The 18619-nt window shown below is 60.6% G+C and carries 16 protein-coding genes; 8 read left to right on the top strand and 8 right to left on the bottom strand.

Features of this window, described 5'->3' with window-relative positions:
- Positions 1-7 precede the first annotated feature (7 nt).
- From dnaJ to grpE, 3 genes are all read right to left on the bottom strand, one after another.
- Positions 8-1132, bottom strand: coding sequence for a molecular chaperone DnaJ (dnaJ, locus tag P7C00_RS04695; RefSeq protein WP_404938218.1), 1125 nt, complete (start codon positions 1130-1132; stop codon positions 8-10).
- A 321-nt stretch (positions 1133-1453) separates the two neighbouring features.
- Positions 1454-3370, bottom strand: coding sequence for a molecular chaperone DnaK (dnaK, locus tag P7C00_RS04690; protein ID WP_123727411.1), 1917 nt, complete (start codon positions 3368-3370; stop codon positions 1454-1456).
- Between the two features lie 102 nt (positions 3371-3472).
- The gene (gene grpE / locus P7C00_RS04685) at positions 3473-4039 is read right to left on the bottom strand and encodes a nucleotide exchange factor GrpE (RefSeq protein ID WP_346633674.1); all 567 of its coding nucleotides are present in this window, start codon (positions 4037-4039) and stop codon (positions 3473-3475) included.
- Between the two features lie 250 nt (positions 4040-4289).
- On the opposite strand from grpE, the gene recN reads away from it, so the two are divergent.
- Complete coding sequence (gene recN, locus P7C00_RS04680) at positions 4290-5963, top strand: DNA repair protein RecN (protein ID WP_404938217.1); 1674 nt, start codon at positions 4290-4292, stop codon at positions 5961-5963.
- Positions 5964-6057: 94 nt separating this feature from the next.
- Here the strand turns inward: recN and fur are convergent, their stop codons facing one another.
- Positions 6058-6462, bottom strand: coding sequence for a ferric iron uptake transcriptional regulator (fur, locus tag P7C00_RS04675; protein ID WP_011059185.1), 405 nt, complete (start codon positions 6460-6462; stop codon positions 6058-6060).
- 98 nt (positions 6463-6560) lie between these two features.
- Here fur and P7C00_RS04670 point away from each other — a divergent pair, with 98 nt between their 5' ends.
- Positions 6561-7088, top strand: coding sequence for an outer membrane protein assembly factor BamE (locus P7C00_RS04670; RefSeq protein WP_102861073.1), 528 nt, complete (start codon positions 6561-6563; stop codon positions 7086-7088).
- 59 nt (positions 7089-7147) lie between these two features.
- Here the strand turns inward: P7C00_RS04670 and P7C00_RS04665 are convergent, their stop codons facing one another.
- The 3 genes from P7C00_RS04665 to P7C00_RS04655 are packed head-to-tail and all read right to left on the bottom strand — an operon-like array spanning position 7148 to position 9300.
- The gene (locus P7C00_RS04665; RefSeq protein ID WP_404938216.1) at positions 7148-7462 is read right to left on the bottom strand and encodes an RnfH family protein; all 315 of its coding nucleotides are present in this window, start codon (positions 7460-7462) and stop codon (positions 7148-7150) included.
- The gene (locus tag P7C00_RS04660; protein WP_346633677.1) at positions 7455-7889 is read right to left on the bottom strand and encodes a type II toxin-antitoxin system RatA family toxin; all 435 of its coding nucleotides are present in this window, start codon (positions 7887-7889) and stop codon (positions 7455-7457) included. Before P7C00_RS04660 ends, P7C00_RS04665 begins: the two co-directional genes overlap by 8 nt.
- Before the next feature lie 7 nt (positions 7890-7896).
- Positions 7897-9300, bottom strand: a complete 1404-nt coding sequence (locus tag P7C00_RS04655) for a sodium-dependent transporter (RefSeq protein WP_346633742.1) — start codon at positions 9298-9300, stop codon at positions 7897-7899.
- A 117-nt stretch (positions 9301-9417) separates the two neighbouring features.
- On the opposite strand from P7C00_RS04655, the gene smpB reads away from it, so the two are divergent.
- Complete coding sequence (smpB, locus tag P7C00_RS04650) at positions 9418-9900, top strand: SsrA-binding protein SmpB (protein WP_025131431.1); 483 nt, start codon at positions 9418-9420, stop codon at positions 9898-9900.
- Positions 9901-9981: 81 nt separating this feature from the next.
- Here the strand turns inward: smpB and P7C00_RS04645 are convergent, their stop codons facing one another.
- A complete protein-coding gene (locus P7C00_RS04645; protein ID WP_053149011.1) occupies positions 9982-10749 on the bottom strand; it encodes a GntR family transcriptional regulator in 768 nt (255 codons plus the stop codon).
- Positions 10750-11010: 261 nt separating this feature from the next.
- On the opposite strand from P7C00_RS04645, the gene P7C00_RS04640 reads away from it, so the two are divergent.
- The 5 genes from P7C00_RS04640 (at position 11011) to P7C00_RS04620 (ending at position 18601) form a co-directional block, all read left to right on the top strand.
- Positions 11011-12705 (top strand): lactate permease LctP family transporter, encoded by a 1695-nt coding sequence (locus P7C00_RS04640; protein WP_404938215.1) that lies wholly within the window; start codon positions 11011-11013, stop codon positions 12703-12705.
- Positions 12706-12847: 142 nt separating this feature from the next.
- Entirely contained in the window at positions 12848-13672 is an 825-nt protein-coding gene (locus P7C00_RS04635) for a (Fe-S)-binding protein (RefSeq protein ID WP_015634106.1), read from the top strand.
- A complete protein-coding gene (locus P7C00_RS04630; RefSeq protein ID WP_404938214.1) occupies positions 13669-15123 on the top strand; it encodes a LutB/LldF family L-lactate oxidation iron-sulfur protein in 1455 nt (484 codons plus the stop codon). The genes P7C00_RS04635 and P7C00_RS04630 overlap by 4 nt, the downstream gene beginning before the upstream one ends.
- The gene (locus P7C00_RS04625) at positions 15123-15794 is read left to right on the top strand and encodes a lactate utilization protein (RefSeq protein WP_346633681.1); all 672 of its coding nucleotides are present in this window, start codon (positions 15123-15125) and stop codon (positions 15792-15794) included. Before P7C00_RS04630 ends, P7C00_RS04625 begins: the two co-directional genes overlap by 1 nt.
- Positions 15791-18601: an FAD-binding and (Fe-S)-binding domain-containing protein gene (locus P7C00_RS04620; protein WP_404938213.1), complete on the top strand. Its 2811-nt coding sequence runs from the start codon at positions 15791-15793 to the stop codon at positions 18599-18601. Before P7C00_RS04625 ends, P7C00_RS04620 begins: the two co-directional genes overlap by 4 nt.
- Positions 18602-18619: the final 18 nt, after the last annotated feature.

Genomic DNA, 18619 nt, shown 5'->3' with positions numbered 1-18619 from the left:
TTACTCCTTACAGGTCGCCGAAGAAGCGCTTGACGCCCTCGAACCAACCCGTGGTTTTCGGCGAGTGCGAATTGTCGCCATCCAGCGAACCGCGCAGCTCTTCCAGCAACTCGCGCTGACGACGACTCAGGTTCACTGGCGTCTCCACCGCAACCCGGCACATCAGGTCGCCAGCACCGCCACCACGCACGGGAGCAACGCCCTTGCCACGAATCCGGAACTGCTTGCCGGTCTGAGTTCCTTCGGGAATCTTCAGCTTGACCCGACCATCCAGGGTCGGAATCTCCAGCTCGCCACCCAACGCCGCATCTACGAAGCTGATGGGCACTTCACAGAACAGATGCTTGCCGTCGCGCTGGAAGATCGCGTGCTCACGCACATTGATCACCACATACAGGTCGCCAGTCGGGCCACCCTGGGTCCCCGCCTCGCCTTCGCCGGACAGGCGAATACGGTCGCCGGTATCGACACCTGCCGGCACTTTCACCGACAGCGTCTTGTACTCTTCGACCCGACCTTCGCCGTGGCACGAATCGCACGGATCGGAAATGATCTTGCCCTGGCCATGGCAGCGCGGGCAGGTCTGCTGCACCGAGAAGAAACCCTGCTGCATGCGCACCTGACCAATACCGCCACAGGTCGGACAAGTGACAGGGGAAGACCCCTTCTTGGCGCCCGAACCATCGCATGGCTTGCAGTTGACCAGTGTCGGCACACGGATATTCACCGTGGTGCCACGCACCGCCTCTTCCAGGTTCAACTCCAGGGTGTAACGCAGGTCGCTGCCGCGTTGCGCACCGCCACGGGAACCGCCGCGACCGCCACCGAAGAAATCACTGAACACGTCACCGAAGATATCGGAGAAGTTCTGCCCGCCGAAGCCGGCACCCCCGCCACCCATGCTCGGGTCGACACCAGCGTGGCCGTACTGGTCATACGCGGCACGCTTGCTGGAATCGGACAGTACTTCGTAGGCCTCGTTGGCCTCCTTGAACATGTCTTCCGACGCTTTGTCGCCGGGATTACGGTCCGGGTGATGCTTCATCGCCAAGCGACGGTAAGCCTTTTTCAGCTCCGCATCGCTGGAACCACGCTCCACACCCAATACTTCGTAATAGTCACGCTTTGCCATAAGTCTTTGCACTCTTAAGGACGTCCGGCAAACCCTCCTGAGCTCTGCCAAACTCGCTGAGCCCCAATACAGGCCCGGACCCAACTCACGTCAATTCAACGATCCTGGTCTTGGATAGACGACCCGGTTGCAGGTCGATAATTGCGGTCATCGCAGCCGGAAAGCAGGAGCTTCTCCGACCCGACCGCCAGCGCACAAACGAAGGTTGTACGCCATCAAAATTCGCTGACTCCAGACACGCCAACGCGGGAGCAAGCTCCCGCGCGGCGACATCCTACCAGTCACCGCCCGAAGGCAGTCAACCGGCCGACCAACAAGCCATTACTTGTGGTCTTTTACTTCTTCGAACTCGGCATCGACGACGTCGTCGGCTTTTTCAGCAGACTCGGCGTGCGGTGCAGCGCCTTCAGCAGGCTGAGCCTGTTCGGCGTACATCTTCTGAGCAACCGGGGCCGAGACTTTCGACAGTTCTTCGACCTTGGCGTCGATAGCAGCCTTGTCGTCGCCTTTGACAGCGGCTTCCAGGGCAACCACGGCAGCTTCAATCGCGGTCTTCTCTTCCGCAGTTACTTTGTCGCCGGCGTCAGCCACCATCTTGCGAGTCGAGTGCACCAGCGCATCACCCTGGTTACGGGCAGTGGCCAGCTCTTCGAACTTGCGATCCTCTTCCGAGTTGGCTTCAGCGTCACGGATCATCTGCTGGATTTCTTCATCCGACAGACCCGAGTTGGCCTTGATCACGATCGACTGAGTCTTGCCGGTAGCCTTGTCCTTCGCACCTACGTGCAGGATGCCGTTGGCGTCGATGTCGAAGGTCACTTCGATCTGCGGCACGCCACGTGGAGCAGGTGGAATGTCGGCCAGGTCGAACTTGCCCAGGGACTTGTTCTGCGCGGCTTGCTTGCGCTCGCCCTGCAGCACGTGAATGGTCACTGCGCCCTGATTGTCGTCGGCAGTCGAGAACACTTGCGATTTCTTGGTAGGAATCGTGGTGTTTTTCTCGATCAGCGCGGTCATCACGCCACCCATGGTTTCGATACCCAGGGTCAGCGGGCTGACGTCCAGCAGCAGCACGTCTTTCACGTCACCGGCCAGTACCGCACCCTGGATCGCAGCACCCATGGCAACAGCTTCGTCCGGGTTGACGTCCTTACGAGCTTCTTTACCGAAGAAGTCGGTTACGGTTTTCTGTACCAGCGGCATACGGGTCTGGCCGCCGACCAGAATCACGTCGTTGATCGCGCCGACGTCGATACCGGCGTCTTTCAGAGCGATACGGCATGGCTCGATGGTGCGCTGAACCAGGTCTTCAACCAGAGATTCCAGCTTGGCGCGGGAGATCTTAACGTTCAAGTGCTTAGGACCGGTGGCATCTGCAGTGATGTACGGCAGGTTGACGTCGGTCTGCTGGCTCGACGACAGCTCGATCTTGGCTTTTTCAGCAGCTTCTTTCAGACGCTGCATGGCCAGCGGGTCACCCTTGAGGTTCATGCCGCTTTCTTTCTTGAACTCATCAACCAGGTAGTCGATCAGACGGATGTCGAAGTCTTCACCACCCAGGAAGGTGTCACCGTTGGTAGCCAGTACTTCGAACTGGTGCTCGCCATCGACTTCAGCGATCTCGATCACGGAAACGTCGAAAGTACCGCCACCCAGGTCGTAAACGATCACGGTGTGATCGCCCTTGGCCTTGTCCATGCCGTAAGCCAGAGCGGCTGCGGTTGGTTCGTTGATGATGCGCTTGACGTCCAGACCGGCGATGCGACCGGCGTCCTTGGTGGCCTGACGCTGGCTGTCGTTGAAGTAGGCCGGAACAGTAATGACCGCTTCGGTCACTGCTTCACCGAGGTAGTCTTCGGCGGTCTTCTTCATTTTCTTGAGGATTTCAGCCGAGATCTGTGGCGGAGCCATTTTCTGGCCGTTCACTTCAACCCAGGCGTCGTTGTTGTCAGCCTTGACGATCTTGTAAGGGACCATCTGGATGTCTTTCTGCACAACTTCTTCGTCGAAACGACGACCGATCAGACGCTTAACTGCGTACAAGGTGTTGTGCGGGTTGGTGACAGCCTGACGCTTGGCCGACTGACCTACCAGAATCTCGCCATCGTTGGCGTACGCGATGATCGACGGCGTGGTACGCGCGCCTTCAGCGTTTTCGATAACTTTTACGTTGCCGTTTTCAAGAATGGAGACGCACGAGTTGGTGGTCCCCAAGTCAATACCGATAATCTTGCCCATGTTAACTCTCCCGAAACTTTGGATTTGGATGCCGCAGCTGTGGTGGCAAACTGCGGTAGCACTTAAACGCTTGACTGATAAATGGGGGCTCTACAGCCGTTTTCAAGCCTTTTCGTCAATCGAAGGCGAAATCGGTGCAGGGGCCTTGCTGACCACGACCATGGCCGGGCGCAGCAGGCGACCATTGAGCTGGTAGCCCTTCTGAAACACTTTGAGAACACTGTTTGGCTCGACATCCGCGCTTTCCTGCATGGCCATGGCCTGATGCTGTTCAGCGTTGAACGGTTCGCCGTGAGGATCGATGGCTTCCAACTGATAACGCTTGAGGGTGTCGTGGAACATCTTCAAGGTCAGCTCGATGCCTTCACGCATTGGGCGGATGCTTTCGTCGTCCGGATTGGACAGTTCCAGGCCACGCTCCAGACTATCGATCACTGGCAACAGGTCACCGGCAAACTTCTCCAAAGCAAATTTGTGAGCCTTTTCCACATCCTGCTCGGCGCGGCGGCGGACGTTTTGCAGATCGGCTGCAACACGCAAAGCCTGATCCTGCGCACCAGCCAGTTGCTCTTCGAGCACTTGTACACGAGCCGTCAGGTCTTCACCCGAAGTCTCGGGAGCCTGATTGGCGTCTAGATTTTGCGTATCCAGCGTCTGTTCGTCAGCCATGAAATTCTCCTTTCAATATCGTCTGTGAGCCAGGCTCACTCTTCTGCCCAGCTATATGGGGTCGCATTTTCAGGGTTCAAGTCCGCAGCCACAGCAAAAGTCATTCCGACCCGATAAATCCTGTATGCAGACATTACCGGGCGCACTAAAAAGCCAGAATGACCAAGCAAATCGAGCTAAGGGAAAGCATTGTCAGCCCGAAACAAAACACTGTATAAATAACCAGACATCTAGTTTGGGAGCGGCCTTAATGCTGGTGCACCTGTCCGTACACAATTACGCCATCGTCGAACACCTGGATCTGGAACTGGATCGCGGGATGAGCGTCATTACAGGCGAAACCGGCGCCGGCAAGTCGATCATGCTCGATGCGCTCGGCCTGACCCTGGGCGATCGCGCCGACAGTGGCGTGGTACGGCCAGGCGCCGACAAGGCCGACATCCTTGCCACCTTCGACCTGGCGGATATTCCCGAGGCCCACAGCTGGCTGGCCGAACGCGATCTGGACAACGACGGCCCCTGCATACTGCGCCGGGTGATCACCGCCGAAGGACGCTCCCGTGGCTATATCAACGGTACACCCTGCCCGCTCGGAGACCTCAAGGCCCTGGGCGAACTGCTCATCGATATCCACAGCCAGCACGAGCACCAGTCACTGCTCAAGACCGATACCCACCGGCGCCTGCTGGATGAATACGCCGGCGCTACCGATCTCGCCCGCCAGGTGCAGTTGGCCGCCCAACGCTGGCGCCAGACCCGCCAGGAGCTGGAACGCCTGTCCAACTCCGGCGATGAGCAACGAGCTCGTCACCAACTGCTCAGCTATCAGCTCGAAGAACTGGAGAACCTCGGCCTGGGGGAAAACGAACTCGAGGATCTGGAGCAGGAACACAAGAACCTGACCAACGCTGAAACCCTGTTGGGCATTTGCCGGCAGGTGGTGGAGCAATGCAGCGAAAGTGATTCCGGCAATGTCCTCAACGCATTGACCGTCAGCCTCAACCGCCTGTCCAGCATCGGCAATGCATCGGGCTCGCTGGGGGAAGCCACCAATCTATTGGCCAGCGCTCAGATCCAGGTAGAAGAAGCGGTGGGTGAGCTAAATCGCTTTCTTGATCATTTCGATGCCGACCCGGCACGCCTGCAACAACTCGAAGAGCGACTGGACTCGATCTACACCTTGGCGCGCAAACATCGCATCCAACCCTTCGAATTGGCCGCCATGCAGCAGACCTTGCTGGATGAAATAGAGACCCTGGACGCCAACGATGAGTCCATTGAGCGGCTTGGCGAAGAATTGCAGTCCTTCGCCCGGCACTACCAGGAAAAAGCCCAGGAGCTGAGCCAATTGCGCCAGCAAGCGGCGACTGGCCTGGCCAGTGCAGTGGAGCTGGAAATTCAGCGCCTGGGCATGCCTGGCGGGCGCTTCACCATCGAACTGCGAGCCAACACCAGCGATGAGCTGCTGCCCAATGGCCTGGAACAGGTTGAACTGCTGGTCAGCGCCAACCCCGGACAACCACTCAAGGCCCTGGCCAAGGTTGCATCGGGTGGCGAGTTGTCACGCATCAGCCTGGCCATTCAAGTGATTACCGCGCAAACCTCCCGCGTTCCAACCCTGGTATTCGACGAGGTCGACGTCGGGATCGGAGGCCCGACCGCGGAGATCGTCGGCCAATTGCTACGGCGTCTCGGAGAGCGCGGCCAGGTGCTGACCGTTACCCACTTGCCACAAGTCGCCGCCCAGGGGCATCAGCATCTGTTCGTGCACAAGGTACGCGGCAACAACGCGACTCACACCGCCGTTTCCAAGCTGGGCAAAAATGAAAGGGTCGAGGAAATTGCCCGAATGCTGGGCGGCATCAATTTGACCAAGGAGTCCCTGGCCCACGCCAAGAAAATGGTAGTGACCACCAAGGCTTGAGTCTCAAGCACTGCTTTTATATAGACACAAAGCACGAAGGCGACCCTAAGGTCGCCTTCGATCGTTTCACGACTATGAAAGTCGCGTGAGGGGCTTACTTCTTCTTGCGCACATACAGCACAAGATTGTGATCCACCAACTCGAAACCGTGCTTTTCGACAATCGCCTTCTGAAGCTTTTCGATTTCTTCGTCGAAGAACTCGATCACTTCGCCAGACTCCACGTTGACCATATGGTCGTGGTGACCGCCATCCGCCAGCTCGAATACAGCGTGACCGCCATCAAAATTATGGCGTACCACCAGTCCGGCTGCTTCGAATTGAGTCAGTACACGGTAAACCGTGGCCAAACCCACATCCTCACCAGCTTCCATCAGCGCCTTGTAGACATCTTCAGCGCTCATGTGCCGCTGCTCGGTGGAATCGAGCATTTGTAGAATTTTGACCCGTGGCAGAGTCACTTTAAGGCCGGCTTTACGTAGTTCGCTATTTTCAACCATGGTCAGCTTTCTCGCCGATGCTGCTTCGCAGCTTCTCTTAATGCGGGTATGATCGGGGTTTACGTTGTCCCAGCCAAGATAGTGGAAGTCGCCCACCGATGCAAAACACCAAGCTCTTGCTAACCAGTTTCACCTTCGTGGGACTGCTCGCACTCGCCGGTTGTTCATTCCCCGGGGTTTACAAAATCGACATCCAGCAGGGCAATGTCGTCACGCAGGACATGATAGACCAGTTGCGCCCCGGAATGACCCGACGGCAAGTACGGTTTATCATGGGCAACCCTCTGCTGACCGACACGTTCCATGCCGATCGCTGGGATTATCTCTACAGCCTGCAGCCTGGTGGCGGTGAACGCCAACAGGAACGCGTGAGCCTGATCTTCAACGGCAACGACCAACTGGTCAGCTTGGCCGGTGACTTCATGCCAGGCGTGAGCCGCGACGAAGCCTTGCTGGGCAAGGAGAGCGGCAACACCGTTACCGCCCCTGCCGAGAACGCCGAGAAGCCCAAAGCCGAGAAGCCGGTCAAACCAGGCTCGCTGCTGGACCAGATCCAGAAAGATGTGGATGGCGTCGAAACCGTACCAGTGCCTACACCTGAACCATTGGATACTTCTCCGCAATAATTTGTGGCGAATAAAAAAGCCCGGGCATGCCCGGGCTTTTTATTGGCTGTCGCTAACGATCACTGCTCACGCTTACGAGCCTCGGCCGCCTTGGCAGCACGCAGACGCCGCACCTCTTTCGGATCTGCCAGCAGCGGACGATAGATTTCAATTCGATCTCCAGCCTGAACCACATACTGCCCAGGATCGGAAACCTGCTTTCCGAAGATTCCCAGCGGACACGCCGCCAGATCCAGCTGCGCAAAATGCTCCTTTATAGAAGAAGCCTCCAGCGCTGCAAGCAGGGTCGAACCCTGGGGCACTTGCACATTGATCAGTACCTGGCGGTCGACAGCAGCGTGAACCACCTCTATGGCAATCAGAGGCTCAACCATGCAGTTGTTTGGCCCGCTGACAGAATGCATCCATCAGGGTATTGGCCGCCTGATTGAACAGAGGCCCCAGGGTGGCACGCACCAACGGCCCGGCGTAGTCGAACGACAGATCGAGGCTGATCTTGCAGGCCTTCTCCCCCAACGGCTTGAACACCCAAAGGCCATGCAGCTGATTGAACGGCCCCTCTTCCAGATTCATCTCGATCGACTGCCCCGGCACCAGGGTATTGCAGGTCACGAAACGCTGGCTCATGCCGCCCTTGGCCACCGCTAGGCTGGCACGCATACGCTGTTCACTGCTTTCCAGCACCTCGGCAGTAGAACACCAGGGAAGAAACTCCGGGTACCGGGCCACATCATTGACCAGGTCATACAGGAACTGCGCCGGATAGGGCAAAAGGGCCGAACGTTGAATATGGGTCGTCATGTGAGCTTCATTTCCACAACTGGGCGGCAAACACCACAAGAATGCCGACGGGCGCCACATAGCGCATCAAAAACAAGGCCAGGGCGAACAACAGCGGACTGCGCAACGACAGCTCATCACGAACCGCCTCACGGCCCATCACCCAACCTGCAAATACCACGAAGCACAAACCGCCAAGAGGCAACATGATCCGCGAGGTGAAAAAGTCGATTACGCCAAAGAAATCCAGACCGCCGGCCGCGCCCCATCGATAGAGATGAAAAACACCGCCTTCGTTCACGAAGAATTTGGCCTGCTGCCAGATGTTGAAAGAGAACACCGTTCCCAATCCCACGAACCAGCAACTGAACGCCAGCCAGAATGTCACCCAGCCGCGGCGGATTTTAGTCTTCTCGACGAGATAAGCCACCATCGGCTCCAACAAGGAAATGGCCGAGCTCCAGGCCGCAATCGCCACCAGGATAAAGAACACTACGCCCATAAGCTGGCCGAACGCCACATTGCCGAAGGCGAACGGCAGGCTGATGAACATCAACCCCGGCCCCTCGCTGGGATTCAGCCCGGCGGCGAATACGATAGGGAACAGGGCCATCCCCGCCACCAGAGAAACGAAGGTATCCAGCAGCGCCACCCCCACCACGGTGCCGGCCAGGGATGAATGCTTGGGCATGTAGGCACCGTAGATCATGATCGAGCCAACCCCCACGCTGAGGGAAAAGAACGCATGCCCCATGGCCGGCAACAGCCCATCCAATAGTCGGTCCAGGCTGAAGTCGAACATGAAATGCAGGCCCTGCATGAAATGCCCGGTGGTCATGCTGTAGCCCAGCAGCACCAACAGCATCACGAACAGCAGCGGCATCATGATCCGCAGACTGCGTTCAAGCCCGGCCACGACGCCCTTGGCAATCACCCACGCCGACAGCAGCATGAACAGCGTGTGCCACAAAGTCAGGCGCCAGGGATCGGCAGTCACTGCAGAGAAATATGCCCCGACCTGGTCCGCCGCAACCCCTTGGAAGTCGCCACGCCCCATATCGATGATGTAGTCCAGGGACCAACCACCCACCACGCTATAGAAGGAGAGAATCAGCAGCGCCGTGATCATTCCGGCAAAGGCGCCCCAGGACCACTTGGCCGAGTGCCCGGCCTCCAGGGCCAGCACCTTCAGGGCATTCGCCGGGCTTTGTCGCGCACGACGGCCAATCAGGGTTTCCGCCAGCATCACCGGCAACCCGATCAGCGCAATACACGCCAGAAACACCAGGACAAAGGCACCACCACCATAGACGCCGACCATGTAGGGGAATTTCCAGATGCTCCCCAGGCCCACGGCCGAACCAGTTGCAGCGAGTATAAAGACCCAGCGGCTTGCCCAGCCCCCGTGGACAGAGACCCTGTCTGTCGACATCGTTAACGCGCCCAACCGAAAAAAAAGAGGCCGCATTGTCCGGGATTCAATCAACCTGCTCAAGCACGCTGCGTCACCGTAGCCGACGCGCGCGCAACTCCCTATAATGCCGCCCCTATGGCTAAACAGAAGAAACACCCAACAGGGACCATCGCGCAAAATAAAAAGGCGCGTCACGATTACTTCATCGAACATCGGTTCGAGGCTGGCATGGTCCTGGCCGGCTGGGAAGTAAAGAGTCTGCGTGCAGGCAAGGCACAGCTGGTCGACAGTTATGTGCTGCTCAAGGATGGTGAAGCCTGGTTGCTCGGCAGCCACTTCACGCCATTGACCACCGCCAGCACCCACGTCATCGCCGACCCGACGCGCTCGCGCAAGCTGCTGCTCAACCAGCGAGAGCTGGAAAAGCTGTTTGCCGCCGTGCAGCAGAAGGGTTACGCCTGCGTGTGCCTTTCGCTCTACTGGAGCAAGCACCTGATCAAGTGTGAAATAGCACTGGGCAAGGGCAAGAAGGAATACGACAAGCGTCATACCGAACGCGAGCGCGATTCCGATCGTGAGCTGCAGCGCGCGGTGCGGACCAAGGGCAAGGAAGACTGATCTTCCTGCCTTGAGGTCGTTTTCGCCGGCAAGCCGGCTCCTACATAACCCAGGTAGGAGCCGACTTGCCGGCGATTTGCATTACATGCCCTTGCGCCGCTCGGCCCGGGCCACTCGCTGTACTTCCTGACGCACTTCCTCAAGCACCTCTTGCACATAAAGAATGTGCCGGCTGGAGACTTCCCGAGCCTCCTCTGCGCGCCCTTCAATAATCGCCAGGTACAGATCGCGATGCTGACTGATCAGCATGTCGCGAGTTTCCGTGCGTTGTTTATACATGCCACCGATGTTGGTCACCACGTTGCGCTTGAGCAGGTCGAACAGCCCGCGAATGGTGTGCAGCAACACCGCGTTATGGCTGGCCTCGGCAATTGCCAGGTGGAATTTGGCATCCGCCGCGCCTTCCTCGATACGACTGATATCGTCCGAACGGGAATAACAATCCTGCAACTCCTCGAAGGCTTGAGTCAGCCGCTCACGGTCCACCGCCGTCGCGCGCAGCGCCGCGTAGTAAGCGCAAGACGCCTCCAGGGTATGACGAAACTCCAGCAGATCGCGCTGGGCATCCGTGTTGTTTTCCAACAGGTGCAGCAGTGGATCGCTGAAGGTCGAGCCCAGGGATTCCACCACATAGTTGCCACCGCCCTGACGACTGATCAGCAACCCCTTGGCCGTGAGTTTCTGGATCGCCTCGCGCAGTGAGGGCCGAGAGACACCGAACTGCTCGGCCAGTGCCCGCTCGGCCGGCAGCCGCTCGCCAGCCTTCAAGGTGCCTTCAAGAATCATCCCTTCCAGACGCTCGACAATATCGTCGGACAAACGGCGCTGGCGTATCTGATCAAACCCCATAACTCACTCTCCACCCTCCCGACCCTTCGCCGGGGGGCTCTATTCTGGCCTATTCGCGGCGCGCCAACACCTAGCAGAACGAGGCCTTTTGCACCGATCAGATGCCCGCGCCATAGCGCATTCGACAAAAGTTTTAGGGCGGCAAATTGACACACCACGCACAAGGCTTTTACCCTAGCCAACAGCGCTTGTAAATTGGTCTTACCAATTTACCAAGACACTCGCAGTGCCTGACCAACAACAATTAGGGGCCACCCCATTATGCAAACCTGGCAACAGCTCTATAGCCCGCTTGGCAGCCTCGGCCTGTCCGCCCTCGCCGCCGTTATCCCGATCGTGTTCTTCTTCCTGGCTCTGGCCGTGTTCCGTCTCAAAGGACACGTCGCCGGGAGTATCACCCTGGCCCTGTCGATCCTGGTGGCGATCTTCGCCTTCAAGATGCCCGCCGACATGGCCCTCGCTGCCGCTGGCTATGGATTTGCCTACGGTCTGTGGCCCATCGCCTGGATCATTGTCGCCGCTGTATTCCTCTACAAACTGACCGTGAAGAGCGGCCAGTTCGAAATCATCCGCAGCTCAGTGCTGTCGATCACCGACGACCAGCGCCTGCAAGTGCTGCTGATCGGCTTCTGCTTCGGCGCCTTCCTCGAAGGTGCGGCAGGCTTCGGCGCACCAGTGGCAATCACCGCCGCCCTGCTGGTGGGTCTGGGATTCAACCCGCTATACGCCGCCGGCCTGTGCTTGATCGCCAACACCGCACCCGTGGCCTTCGGCGCTCTGGGGATTCCGATCATCGTCGCCGGCCAGGTGACGGGCATCGACGCCTTCAAGATCGGCGCCATGACTGGCCGCCAGTTGCCGCTGCTGTCGCTGTTCGTGCCGTTCTGGCTGGTGTTCATGATGGACGGCCTGCGCGGCGTCAAAGAGACCTGGCCCGCCGCGCTGGTAGCCGGCCTGAGCTTTGCCATTACCCAGTACTTCACCTCGAACTTCATCGGCCCGGAACTGCCGGATATCACCTCGGCCTTGGCCAGCCTGATCTCCCTGACCCTGTTCCTGAAAATCTGGCAGCCCAAGCGCACCGCCGGCGCGCAGATTGCCGGCGCCACCTCTGGCGTCGCCATCACCGCCAGCGCCGGCGGTTTCGGCCAGCCACGCAGTACCGTCGCTTCGCCCTACAGCCTGGGCCAGATCTTCAAGGCCTGGTCGCCGTTCCTGATCCTCACCGTGCTGGTGACCATCTGGACCCTCAAGCCCTTCAAGGCGATGTTCGCCGCCGGCGGCTCGATGTACGGCTGGGTGTTCAACTTCGCCATCCCGCATCTGGATCAACTGGTGATCAAGATGGCGCCGATCGTGACCACGCCAACGGCCATCCCGGCGGTGTTCAAGCTCGACCCGATCTCCGCCACTGGCACGGCGATTTTCTTCTCCGCGCTGATCTCCATGCTGGTGCTGAAGATCAATTTCAAAACTGGTCTGACCACTTTGAAAGAGACTTTCTACGAGCTGCGCTGGCCGACTCTCTCCATCGGCATGGTGCTGGCATTCGCCTTCGTCACCAACTACTCGGGCATGTCGTCGACCATGGCCCTGGTACTGGCCGCCACCGGCGCGGCGTTCCCGTTCTTCTCGCCGTTCCTGGGCTGGCTCGGGGTGTTCCTCACCGGTTCCGATACCTCGTCCAACGCCCTGTTCAGTTCGCTGCAGGCCACCACCGCGCACCAGATTGGGGTCAATGACACCCTGCTGGTCGCGGCCAACACCAGTGGCGGCGTGACCGGCAAAATGATCTCGCCGCAATCGATCGCCGTGGCCTGCGCCGCCACCGGCCTGGTGGGCAAGGAATCCGACCTGTTCCGCTTCACCCTCAAGCACAGCCTGTTCTTTGCCACTATTGTCGGTCTGATCACCCTGGCCCAGGCCTACTGGTTCACCGGCATGCTGGTGCACTAAGCGACACCGAAAGAGCCGACGCCGCCCTCACCCGCGGCGTCAGTCATTCACCACCCGGTCTGCAAGGCTGCTGAAAGCTTGCTGGTTTACCTTTCAGCCGCCGCGACGGACGAATAACCGGGACCACCCGGAGACACGCCTGATGAGCGAGCTTTTCTACAACGCCGTGCCCAATGCGACCCGTGTCGCACCGCCGCTGGCCGAACCCCGGCAGTACCCCAGCGCGAAGCCGTCGCGGGTCTACCTGTTCGGCACTTGTGTGGTCGACCTGTTCTATCCCGAAGCCGGGATGGACGCGATTCACCTGCTGGAGCGCGAAGGCATTCGCGTGGAGTACCCGCAAGGGCAAAGCTGCTGCGGACAACCGGCCTACACCTCGGGTTACACCGAACAGGCGCGCACCGTGGCCCGCTCGCAACTGGCGCTGTTTGCCGGCGACTATCCGGTGGTGGTGCCGTCGGGTTCCTGCGCGGGCATGCTGCGCGAGCATTACGCGGACTTGTTCAAGGACGAGCCCGAGACGTTGCAACAAGTGCAGGCCCTGGCCGCCCGCACCTATGAACTGGCCGAGTTCCTCCTGCACGTGTGCAAAGTGCAGCTCAAGGACAGTGGCGCTCCGGTCAAGGTGGCCTTGCACACCTCCTGCTCGGCACGCCGGGAAATGAACACCCACCTGCACGGCCGTGAGTTGCTGTCACAGCTGAGCAATGTGGAACGGGTAGAACACAGCCACGAAAGCGAATGCTGTGGCTTTGGCGGGACTTTCAGCGTCCGAATGCCGGACATCTCCGGCGCCATGGTCGCGGACAAGACCCGGGCGCTGAAGGAATCCGGCGCACATCAGGTGCTGAGTGCCGACTGCGGCTGCTTGATGAACATCAACGGGGCGCTGGAGAAACAGCAAGAGGCATTGCGCGGCCAGCACCTGGCGAGCTTCCTCTGGCAACGTACTGGAGGTGCACAATGAGCACCCCAGAGCTGATTCCGACCACGACGCTGGCGGACGATTTTCGCACCCGGGCCCACCAGGCCCTGGGTGACCAACAGCTGCGAAACAACTTTCGCAGTGCCATGGATTCACTCATGGCCAAGCGTGCGGCCTCGTTCAGCGATGCCCACGAAAGAGAACACCTGCGCGCCCTGGGCAACGCGATTCGCGCCCGGGCGTTATCCAAGCTGCCCGACCTGCTCGAGCGCCTGGAACAGAACCTGACCCGCAACGGTGTGACAGTGCACTGGGCGGAAACGGTGGACGAGGCCAATGGCATCGTCCTCTCGATCATCCGCGCTCACGAGGCGCGGCAAGTGATCAAGGGCAAATCGATGGTCAGCGAAGAGATGGAAATGAACCATGTCCTCGCTGAACAAGGCATTGAATGCCTTGAGTCGGACATGGGCGAGTTCATCGTCCAGCTCGACCACGAGAAGCCTTCACACATCATTATGCCGGCGATCCACAAGAATGCCGGTCAGGTCGCGTCCTTGTTCCACGACAAACTCGGCGTGGAGTACACCAAGGACGTTGACCAACTCATTCAGATCGGTCGCAAGGTCTTGCGGCAGAAGTTCTTCGAAGCCGACATCGGCGTCTCTGGCGTCAACTTCGCCGTGGCCGAGACCGGCACCCTGCTGCTGGTGGAAAACGAAGGCAACGGGCGCATGTCCACCACCGTGCCGCCAGTGCACATCGCCGTCACCGGGATCGAGAAAGTCGTCGAGAACCTGCGAGACGTGGTTCCCCTGCTGTCGCTGCTGACTCGCTCGGCCCTGGGCCAGCCCATCACTACCTATGTCAACATGATCTCCGGCCCGCGCAAAGAGCATGAGCTCGACGGCCCCCAGAAAGTGCACCTGGTGCTGCTGGACAACGGTCGTAGCCAGGCGTTTGCCGACAGCGAACTGCGCCAGACCCTGAACTGCATCCGCTGCGGCGCCTGCATGAACCACTGCCCGGTCTACACCCGGGTCGGCGGCCACACCTACGGCGAGGTCTACCCGGGGCCGATCGGCAAGATCATCACCCCGCACATGGTCGGTCTGGCCAAGGTTCCCGATCACCCCAGCGCCTCGTCGCTGTGCGGTGCCTGTGGCGAAGTCTGCCCGGTGAAGATCCCGATCCCGGCGCTGCTGCGGCGCCTGCGGGAAGAGAACGTCAAGGCCCCGGACAGCCCACATCAAGTGATGCGTGGCCAGGGCAGCAAGTACTCGCGCAAGGAACGTTTCATCTGGAACGCCTGGGCCCGCCTCAACAGCTCACCGCGCCTGTATCGCCTGTTCACCCTGGCCGCCACCCGGCTGCGCGCCCTCACCCCGAGCAAGGTCGGCCCCTGGACGCAGAACCACAGTGCGCCAAAACCCGCCGCCCGGTCGCTGCATGATCTGGCCCGTGAGCACCTGGACAAGCAGGGAGACCGCTGATGAGCGCGAAACACAACATCCTCGCCAAGCTGCGCAACAGCCTGAGCGGCACCACGCCGATTGTGGATAACTTCGACGAGGCGCTGGTCACCGAGCCTTACACCTACAGCGCGGAACAACGCATCCCGCAACTGCGCAAACAGATGGAAGCGGTGCACACCGAAATCCACCTGAGCACCGGCGCCGGTTGGCCTGAACTGCTGGCCCGCCTGCTGCAGGAACGCCAGTTGCCCAGCCTGCTGATCGCCCCGAGCACGCCCCACGGCCAGCGGGTCACCCAGTACTGGGCCGAGCGGCCGCAACTGCCGGCGCTCAAGGCCTACGACCGCCCGGTGGAAGAATGGAAAGCCGAGCTGTTCAACGACACCCCGGCCAGCCTCACCACCACCCTGGGCGCCATCGCCGCCACCGGCAGCCTGATCCTCTGGCCGACCCGGGAAGAGCCGCGGCTGATGAGCCTGGTGCCGCCGGTGCATTTCGCCCTGCTCAAGGCCAGCGAGATCCGCGACAACTTCTATCAGGTGCAGCAACAGATGAACTGGGCCGCCGGCATGCCGACCAACGCGCTTCTTGTGTCCGGCCCGTCGAAGACCGCTGATATCGAGCAAGTCCTGGCTTACGGCGCCCACGGCCCGAAAGACCTGGTGGTGCTGATCCTGGAGGACCAATGAGCCTACCGGCCGCTTTTCTGCGTGATGCCCAGCAACTGATCCCTCAGGAGCGGCGCTTCGACGACCCGCTCTCGACCCTGGCCTTCGGCACCGACGCCAGCTTCTACCGACTGATCCCCAAGCTGGTAATCCGCGTCGAGTCCGAAGACGAAGTGGTGGCCCTGCTCCAGTTGGCCCAGCGCGACCGAGTACCGGTGACCTTTCGCGCGGCGGGCACCAGCCTTTCCGGGCAGGCCATCAGCGACTCGGTGCTGATCGTTCTTGGGGATAACTGGAACGGTAAGGAGATTCGCCATCAGGGTACGCAGATTCGTCTGCAACCCGGTGTGATCGGTGCCCAGGCCAATGCCTGGCTGGCGCCGTTCGGGCGCAAGATCGGCCCCGACCCGGCCTCGATCAACGCCTGCAAGATCGGCGGCATCGTCGCCAACAATGCCAGCGGCATGTGCTGCGGCACCGCGCAGAACACCTACCACACCCTGGCCGGCATCCGCCTGGTGCTGGCCGATGGCACGCGCCTGGACACCGAGGATGAGGCCAGCGTCAGCGCCTTCCGCGCCAGCCATGGTCCGTTGCTGGAGCGCCTGGCCGAACTGGGCCGCAGCACCCGCGCCAACAGCGAGCTGGCGGCGAAGATCCGCCACAAATACCGGCTGAAAAACACTACCGGCCTGTCCCTCAATGCCCTGGTGGATTTCGACGAGCCGCTGGACATCCTCAGCCACCTGCTGGTGGGCTCCGAAGGCACCCTGGGCTTTATCAGCGCAGTGACCTACGACACGGTGATCGACCACCCGAACAAGGCCTCGGCGCTGATCGTGTTTCCCGATGTGGAAACCTGCTGCAACGCCGTGACCGTGCTCAAGAGCCAGCCAGTGTCGGCAGTGGAGCTGCTGGACCGTCGCAGCCTGCGCTCAGTGCAGGACAAGCCCGGCATGCCGGCCTTCGTCCAGCAACTCTCGGCCAACGCCTGCGCGCTGCTGATCGAGTCCCGCGCCGCATCCTCGTCGCTGCTGCACGAGCAACTGGCGCAGATCATGAATTCCCTGGCCGCCTTCCCGGTGGAAAAGCAGGTGGACTTCACTGAAGACCCGCAGGAAAACGCCAAGCTCTGGGCGATCCGCAAGGACACCTTCCCGGCGGTGGGCGCGGTGCGCAAGACCGGCACCACGGTGATCATCGAAGACGTGACCTTCCCCGTGGAACAGCTGGCCATCGGCGTCAACCGCCTGATCGAGCTGTTCGACAAGCACCACTACGACGAAGCGATCCTGTTCGGCCATGCCCTGGAGGGCAACCTGCACTTCGTCTTCACCCAGGGCTTCAACAGCAGCGAGGAAGTGAACCGCTACCAGGCGTTCATGGACGATGTGGCGCAACTGGTGGCGGTGGAATTCGGCGGTTCGCTGAAGGCCGAACACGGCACCGGGCGCAACATGGCGCCTTTCGTCGAGCTGGAATGGGGCAGCGATGCCTACCAGCTGATGTGGCAGCTCAAGCGCCTGCTGGACCCCAACAACATCCTCAACCCGGACGTGGTGCTCAGCGAAGACCCGCAGATCCACCTCAAGCACCTCAAGCCACTGCCGGCGGCCGACGAGATTGTGGATAAGTGCATCGAGTGCGGCTTCTGCGAGCCGGTGTGCCCGTCCAAGGGGCTGACCCTGAGCCCGCGCCAACGCATCGTCATCTGGCGTGATATCCAGGCACGCAAACGGGCCGGCATCGACACCACGGAACTGGAAGCGGCCTATCAGTACCAGGGCATCGATACCTGCGCCGCCACCGGGCTGTGCGCCCAGCGCTGCCCAGTGGGCATCAACACCGGCGAGCTGGTGAAGAAACTGCGCAGTGAACACGCCACCCATAACGGCACCGCCGACTGGCTCGGCTCGCACTTCGCCACCACCTTGCAGGGCGCCCGCTTCACCCTGCACGTGGCCAACGGCGCGCGCATGCTCCTGGGGGCACCGCGCCTGAGCAAGCTGTCGGCGAGCCTGACCCGCCTGTCCAAGGGCCGGGTGCCGCAGTGGAACAACGCCATGCCGCAACCGGAGAGGGTCATCCGCTTCAGCCCGGCGGTGAGCGATGCGCGGCCGCGGGTGGTGTACCTGGCGGCCTGTGTGTCCCGGGTCATGGGGCCCGCGGCGGGGGACAAGGAACAAAGCTCGCTCTACGAGAAGACTCGCGGCCTGCTGGAAAAGGCCGGCTACCAAGTGGTGCTGCCGGACAACCTGGACAACCTCTGCTGCGGCCAGCCGTTCGCCTCCAAGGGCTACGCCACCCAGGCCGAGGACAAGCGCCAGGAACTGATCGGCGCCCTGCTCCACGCCAGCCGGGGCGGCCTCGACCCGATCTACTGCGACACCAGCCCCTGCACCCTGCGCCTGGTACAGGACCTGGGGGATGTACGCCTGGACCTCTACGACCCGGTGCGCTTCATCCGCACCCACCTGCTGGAGCGCCTGGAGTTCACCCCACAGGAAGCGCCGATCGCGGTGCACGTCACCTGCAGCACCCAGCACCTGGGCGAGAGCCAGGCCCTGATCGAACTGGCCCGGCGTTGCAGCAACAACGTGGTGATCCCCGAAGGCATCCATTGCTGTGGTTTCGCCGGCGACAAGGGTTTCACCACCCCGGAACTCAATGCCCACTCCCTGCGCAGCCTCAAGGACGCGGTGCAGTATTGCAGCGAAGGCATCTCCACCAGCCGCACCTGTGAAATCGGCCTCAGCCAGCATGGCGGGATCGACTATCACGGGCTGGTCTACCTGGTGGATCGAGTCACCCGGGCCAAGGCGGTCTGAGCCATCGAACCGGGCAAC

The organism is Pseudomonas sp. JDS08PS003, assembly GCF_045013505.1.
GTDB classification, from domain to species: domain Bacteria; phylum Pseudomonadota; class Gammaproteobacteria; order Pseudomonadales; family Pseudomonadaceae; genus Aquipseudomonas; species Aquipseudomonas protegens_B.
This window is presented reverse-complemented; position numbering and strand designations above follow the sequence as displayed.